Source organism: Streptomyces sp. WG5 (assembly GCF_049974565.1).
GTDB lineage: Bacteria > Actinomycetota > Actinomycetes > Streptomycetales > Streptomycetaceae > Streptomyces.
The window spans coordinates 185,567-191,673 of sequence record NZ_JBNGGC010000017.1 but is presented as its reverse complement, the minus strand read 5'-3'; the positions used below and the strand labels follow the sequence as shown (position 1 = coordinate 191,673).

The window sequence follows — 6,107 nt, the reverse complement described above, 5'->3', positions numbered from 1 at the left end:
CGCTCCGGGCGCCGGCACCCCCGCACCGCCGGGCGGCGCCACCGGCCCCTCGCCCACGGCCGCCCCCGGCGCCACGCCCGCCACGCCCGCCACGCCTCAGGTCCCGGCGCCCCGGCAGGGCGTCCCCGCCACCACGCCGAGCCGGGGCACCCCGCTGCCGCCCGAGAACGCCCCCGCCCCCCGCGCGGCACAGCCCCTGCCCGCCGAAGCCTCCGCGCCCGTCGACCCGAACTCGACCCAGGGGCGGTCGATCAGCGTGCGGACGCTGGGCCAGGGCGTTCCGTTCAACCGGCAGGCGGTCCAGGTGCAGCAGCCGTCGGCCACACCCGCCCCCCAGCAGCCGGGCGGCTCGGGCCGACGCCGCAAGCTGGGCACGCCGCCCGACCCGGCCGCCACGCGCCCGGAGCAGTCGGCCCGCCCACATCCCCAGACCGACCAGCCGCCCACCGCCGCACAGCCGCAGCCCCAGCCCCATGCGCAGGGACACGGACAGGCACAAGGGCAGGAGCAGCCGTCCCCGGCCGGCGACCAGCCCCGGCGCGCACCCGTCACCGAGGGCGTCGGCCGGTCGTACGCCATAGGGGCGCCGGACAAGAACGCCGCCGAGGGACCCGAGCCGCTCGACGGGCCCGGCGGGGCCGTCGAGGTGGCGGACCCGCCGCGTCCGCAGCCGATGGACGACGAACTGCCGCCGGAGCCGCTGGACAACCCGCGCCGGCTGCTGGTGTGGCCCGCGCCGGACGTCTCCACGCAGCAGGCGCTCAGCGACCGCGGCTACCGGCCGGTGATCGTGCACTCGCGCGAGGAGGTCGACGCCCAGATCGCGGCGTTCCCCGCCGCACTGTTCGTGGACCCGCTGACCGGGCCGATCACCCGTACGGCGCTCCAGTCGCTGCGGCAGGCGGCGGTGGCGGCCGAGGTGCCGGTCCTGGTCACGGCCGGGCTCGGACAGGCCTCGCGCGATGCCGCGTACGGCGCCGATCCCGCCGTACTGCTGAAGGCGCTCGCGCCCCGGGACAGCGAGCAGCACCCGCCGCGCGTGCTGCTGATCGAGGAGCACGCCGAGATCGCGCTGGCGCTGACCGCGACGCTGGAGCGGCGCGGAATGCAGGTGGCGCGGGCGGCGAGCGACGCCGACGCGGTGACGCTGGCGGGGCAGTTCCGGCCGAACCTGGTGGTGATGGACCTGATGCAGGTCGAGCGGCGCCAAGGGGGACACGCCGGGATCATCGACTGGCTGCGTGCGAACGGGCAGCTCAACCGCACCCCGCTCGTCGTCTACACGGCCGCCGTCGACCAGGCCGACCTGCCGCGGCTCGCCTCGGGCGAGACGGTGCTGTTCCTGGCGGAGCGCTCCACCAGTGGCGAGGTGCAGTCCCGCATCGTCGAACTGCTCTCGCGCATCGGGACCAACTGACGCTCCGGGCGCACACCGGCCGTACGCACCCACCGGTCGTACGCCCGCCTGCGCGCCGTGCCCACGCCTGCGCGCCGTGCCCACGCCTGCGCGCCGTGCCCACGCCTGCGCCGGGTGGGAACCCCGAGTCTCGGGCTCCCACGCGGCGCAGGCGCCTCCCGACGGACGCACGCCCCGGCCGCCGGCGTGTTCGGCCGCGGCGTGTTCGGCCGCGGCGTGTTCCGGCCGCCGGCGTGTTCCGAGGCCCCCGCGCTCCGGCCGGCGGTCAGAGCCGGGTGACGTCCAGTCCGCCGTCGGCGTACTGCTTGCGCAGCACCTTCTTGTCGAACTTGCCGACGCTCGTCTTCGGCACCGCCTCGATGACCGTCCAGCGTTCCGGGAGCTGCCACTTGGCGATCTTGCCGTCCTCGGCGAGGAAGGCGCGCAGTTCCTCGAAGCCGACGCTCGTGCCCTCCTTGAGGACGACGGTGGCCAGCGGGCGCTCGCCCCACCTGTCGTCCGGGACGGCGACCACGGCGGCCTCGGCGACGTCCGGGTGGGACATCAGCGCGTTCTCCAGCTCGACGGACGAGATCCACTCGCCGCCGGACTTGATGACGTCCTTGGCCCGGTCGGTGAGGGTGAGGAAGCCGTCGGGGGAGATGGTGCCGACGTCGCCGGTCTTCAGCCAGCCGTCCTCGCTGAACTTGTCGTCGGGGCGCAGCGGCTCCGCGTCCGGGCCGTTGTAGTAGGCGCCGGCGATCCAGTTGCCGCGGACCTCGAGCTCGCCGGCCGACTCGCCGTCCCAGGGGAGGCGCTCGCCGCCGGGTCCGGTGAGGCGGGCCTCCACACCGGCCGGGAACCGGCCCTGGGTGAGGCGGTACGCGAACTCCTCCGGTGTGCCGACGGCGTGGGCCGGCGGGCGGGCGATGGTGCCGAGCGGGGACGTCTCCGTCATGCCCCAGGCGTGGCAGACCCGCATGCCGAGCGCGTCGAAGGCCTCCATCAGGGAGGGCGGGCAGGCGGAGCCGCCGATGGTGACCTGGGTGAGGGACGAGACGTCCCTCGGCTTGGTGGTCAGCTCGGCGAGCAGGCCCTGCCAGATGGTCGGGACGGCGGCGGCGTGCGTCGGCTTCACGCTCTCGATCATCTCGGCGAGCGGGGCCGGCTGGAGGAAGCGGTCCGGCATCAGCATGTTGACGCCGGTCATGAAGGTGGCGTGCGGCAGGCCCCAGGCGTTCACGTGAAACTGCGGGACGACCACCAGCGAGGTGTCCTCGTCGGTCAGCCCCATCGACTGGGCCATGTTGACCTGCATGGAGTGCAGGTAGATGGAGCGGTGGCTGTAGACCACGCCCTTGGGGTCGCCGGTGGTGCCGGAGGTGTAGCACATGGCGGCGGCGGCCCGCTCGTCCAGCTCGGGCCAGTCGTACGCGGTCGGCTTCCCGGCGATCAGTTCCTCGTACTCGTGCACCTGGACGGACGCCCCGGCGAGCAGGGAACGGTCGCCCGGGCCGGTGACGACGACGTGCTCGACCGTCTTCAGGTGCGGCAGCAGCGGGGCCAGCAGAGGGAGCAGTGAGCCGTTGGCGATCACGACGCGGTCGGCCGCGTGGTTCACGATCCAGGCCAGCTGCTCCGGCGGGAGACGGAGATTGAGGGTGTGGAGGACCGCGCCCATGGAGGGGATGGCGAAGTAGGCCTCGACGTGCTCGGCGTTGTTCCAGGCGAGCGTCGCCACACGTTCGTCGCCCTGGACCGCGAGGTCCTCGCGCAGGGCGTGCGCCAGCTGGGCAGCGCGGGCGCCGATGTCGGCGAAGGAGCGGCGGTGCGGCTCGTCCTCACCGGTCCAGGTGGTCACCTGGGAGCTGCCGTGGATCGTCGACCCGTGGGCCAGGATCCTCGATATCAGCAGCGGTACGTCCTGCATCGTGCTCAGCACGGTGTCCTCCCGGGGCGACATTGCCTACGCGGCGGTAAGGGTTGCGCTGATTCTGCGCACATACCGCGTGGTATGTCACTACTCCCGGGTGATCGATCAGTGCGCGCTGCCCGGCGACACGGAGGCCGGAACACCCGCCGACGGCCCGACAGACCCGCTCTCTACCGAACAAACCCCAGCTCAGGGTCCTCGCGGAGCTTGCCGAGCGCCCGGGACACCGCCGACTTGACCGTGCCCACGGAAACTCCGAGCACTTCGGCCGTCCGGGCCTCGCTGAGGTCCTCGTAGTACCGGAGGACGACCATGGCCCGCTGCCGGGCGGGCAGCTTCATGATCGCCCGCCACATCGCGTCGCGCAGCGCCTGCCGCTCCGCCGGGTCGTCGCCGACGGGCACGGGCTCCGGCTCCGGCAGCTCGTCGCAGGCGAACTCGTCGACCTTGCGCTTGCGCCACTGCGACGTCCGCGTGTTCAGCAGCGCCCGGCGCACATAGCCGTCCAGCGCGCGGTGGTCCTCGATGCGCTCCCAGGCCACGTACGTCTTCGCGAGCGCGGTCTGCAGCAGGTCCTCCGCGTCGCTCGGGTTCGCCGTCAGCGACCGGGCGGTGCGCAGCAGCACCGGCTGGCGGGCCCGCACGTACGACGAGAACGACGGGTACGGGAAGGTCTGCGTCCTCGCCGTGACCATGGCTGGGATCTCGGCCGTGGCCATGGTCATGGCCGGAGCCTTGGCCATGGCCGGAGCCTTGGCCGTGGCGGCGTTCGAAGCACTGGTGCAGACGGGTGCGGTCATGACTCAACGCTATGAGCGAGGGGCGTGCGGCGGATCGGCCGCAGGTCCCGAAGCCGAGTCCGCCTCAGGTTGTAGGGGCGGTGCCGGCTGCACCTCCTGTAGGTGGACGAGGGGAGGAGGGGCGCTGCGGGTTCCCCCCTGGGGGCTCGCCGGGGCGAACCCGTGGGGAACGGCCGACCTGCCGGCCGGTGCGCGGACGCGTACCAAGGGGCCCGCACGCGAAAACGCCTGGGCGGCGATACCGAAGTACCGCCGCCCAGACGCCTTGCGACCCCATGAAGCACACCCACCCACAGGCTCAGGGACCGGCGCGGGAGCGCACCCGCGCCGGCCCCTCAGATCACCACCACAGCGGGGCGAAGTTGACGGCCACGTTCTCGTTGCCCTGATTGATCGCCGTGAACGCGGAGCCGTCGACCTGCGCGGTGTTGCTCTGGTTCGAGGCCCCCGAGCCGACCGCCTGCTGCTGCGTGGTGGACGAGTTGCCGTTGTTGTCGTCACCCACGCCGCTGCCGACGATGCCCGCGTAGGCCTCGGAGGCGGTCGCGTTCGATCCGTCGTCCGCGAAAGCGCCGTTGTCCGCCGTCGCCACGCCGCTGAAGAGGGCGGCGGCGAGCGGAAGGGCGGCGACAGCGGCGACGACGCGGGCGGTACGGATGCTTGCCATGTTTTTCCTCCAGAACCAGGGCGCACCGGCTTACAGCCGACAACGCGAGAAGTACGTGAAGTAGAGCGGAGCAGAGCTGAGCTGAACTGGACCGAGTAGAGCTGAGAAGAACCGAAAGGGAGCTGTTGCCAAGGCAGTTGGCCGACCGCCTCGACGCTGTGACGACGTCGCGTGATCAGAATTGCCCACCGGATCCCCGGCGAACCACCCCGGAAGCCCTGATTCGCCCTCAAGCGTGATGACAAGTTGATAAACCCCTTTGCTGCACTTCCACCTCACCTCGGGGCAGTAAGGGCAGCCGCACCTCAAGCACCTCAAGAGGTGAAGCGTTCCGGCAGTTTTTCCGCACGCCCCCCTTCCCCGGCGCGTCGCACGCAGGCACCCTTCCCATCCTCGAACGTACGTACGAAAATGGATCCATGGCCACCCCCGACCGGCAGGCCACGACGCTGGCCCTCGCACACGCCCTGTCAGCCGCCGAACGCGGACTGGCCGTCATCCCCCTGTCCCGGACGAAGCTCCCGGCCCTGCGCTCCCCCCATCGCGACGATCCCGCACCGGCCCCCTGCCACGGCGAGTGCGGCCGTTTCGGCCACGGAGTCCACGACGCCTCCACGGACCCCGCCCGCATCCGTGAACTCTTCGCCGCCGCGCCCTGGGCGACGGGCTACGGCATCGCCTGCGGCCTGCCTCCGCACCACCTCATCGGAATCGACCTGGACACGAAGGCGGAGACGGACTCGTCGACCGCCCTGCGCGAGCTGGCCCTGCGCCATCTGTTCACGATCCCGCCCACGGTCGTCGTCCTGACCCCCAGCGGAGGCCGCCACCTCTGGCTGAGCGGTCCACCCGACGCCGTCGTCCCCAACTCGGCCGGCCGCCTCGCCCCCGGCATCGACATCCGGGGCGCCGGCGGCTACCTGGTCGGCCCCGGCTCCCGCACCCGCCACGGCGAGTACACCACCGCGCCCGGCACGGCCCACCTGGCCCCCGCGGCCTGCCCGCCCGCGCTCCTGCGCCTCCTGCTCCCGCCGCCCCGCGCACACCAGCCGGCCCTGGCCACGCACGAGGCGCACGGCCGGGGCCTCGTCCAGTTCGTCCTCGCCGCCCACGAGGGCCAGCGCAACACACGCCTGTTCTGGGCCGCCTGCCGCGCCTACGAAGACGGCATCGGCCCCGTCCTCGTGGAACCCTTGGTCCAGGCGGCCCGCACCACCGGCCTGACCGAACGCGAGGCCCGCGCGACGGTCGCGTCCGCTGCCCGCATGACGAGCCACCAGCCCTGACCGCCGGCCCGTCCCGTCCCGTCCC

At 73.0% G+C, this 6,107-nt stretch carries 5 protein-coding genes; 2 read left to right on the top strand and 3 right to left on the bottom strand.

What is annotated here, in order from left to right; translation table 11 throughout:
- A partial coding sequence (locus tag ACP4IX_RS20165) for a response regulator (protein ID WP_426556263.1) occupies nucleotides 1–1,417 on the top strand: 1,417 nt, incomplete at its 5' end.
- A gap of 265 nt (nucleotides 1,418–1,682) precedes the next feature.
- On the opposite strand, the gene ACP4IX_RS20160 is transcribed toward ACP4IX_RS20165, so the two are convergent.
- The 3 genes from ACP4IX_RS20160 to ACP4IX_RS20150 form a co-directional block, all read right to left on the bottom strand.
- Nucleotides 1,683–3,359 carry a long-chain fatty acid--CoA ligase gene (locus ACP4IX_RS20160; protein WP_426521433.1) on the bottom strand — a complete coding sequence of 559 codons (1,677 nt, stop codon included), beginning with the start codon at nucleotides 3,357–3,359 and terminating at the stop codon, nucleotides 1,683–1,685.
- A 140-nt stretch (nucleotides 3,360–3,499) separates the two neighbouring features.
- Nucleotides 3,500–4,129 carry a SigE family RNA polymerase sigma factor gene (locus tag ACP4IX_RS20155; protein ID WP_426556262.1) on the bottom strand — a complete coding sequence of 210 codons (630 nt, stop codon included), beginning with the start codon at nucleotides 4,127–4,129 and terminating at the stop codon, nucleotides 3,500–3,502.
- A gap of 340 nt (nucleotides 4,130–4,469) precedes the next feature.
- On the bottom strand, nucleotides 4,470–4,796 hold the full coding sequence (locus ACP4IX_RS20150) for a hypothetical protein (RefSeq protein ID WP_426521435.1): 327 nt from the start codon (nucleotides 4,794–4,796) through the stop codon (nucleotides 4,470–4,472).
- Between the two features lie 419 nt (nucleotides 4,797–5,215).
- Here ACP4IX_RS20150 and ACP4IX_RS20145 point away from each other — a divergent pair, with 419 nt between their 5' ends.
- Nucleotides 5,216–6,082 (top strand): bifunctional DNA primase/polymerase, encoded by an 867-nt coding sequence (locus tag ACP4IX_RS20145; RefSeq protein ID WP_426521436.1) that lies wholly within the window; start codon nucleotides 5,216–5,218, stop codon nucleotides 6,080–6,082.
- Nucleotides 6,083–6,107: the final 25 nt, after the last annotated feature.

Excerpts from the sequence above, each read along its gene's own strand:
- ACP4IX_RS20155 (WP_426556262.1), bottom strand. The coding sequence starts at position 4,129 with ATGACCGCACCCGTCTGCACCAGTGCTTCGAACGCCGCCACGGCCAAG.
- ACP4IX_RS20145 (WP_426521436.1), top strand. The coding sequence starts at position 5,216 with ATGGCCACCCCCGACCGGCAGGCCACGACGCTGGCCCTCGCACACGCC.
- ACP4IX_RS20160 (WP_426521433.1), bottom strand. The coding sequence starts at position 3,359 with ATGTCGCCCCGGGAGGACACCGTGCTGAGCACGATGCAGGACGTACCG.
- ACP4IX_RS20150 (WP_426521435.1), bottom strand. The coding sequence starts at position 4,796 with ATGGCAAGCATCCGTACCGCCCGCGTCGTCGCCGCTGTCGCCGCCCTT.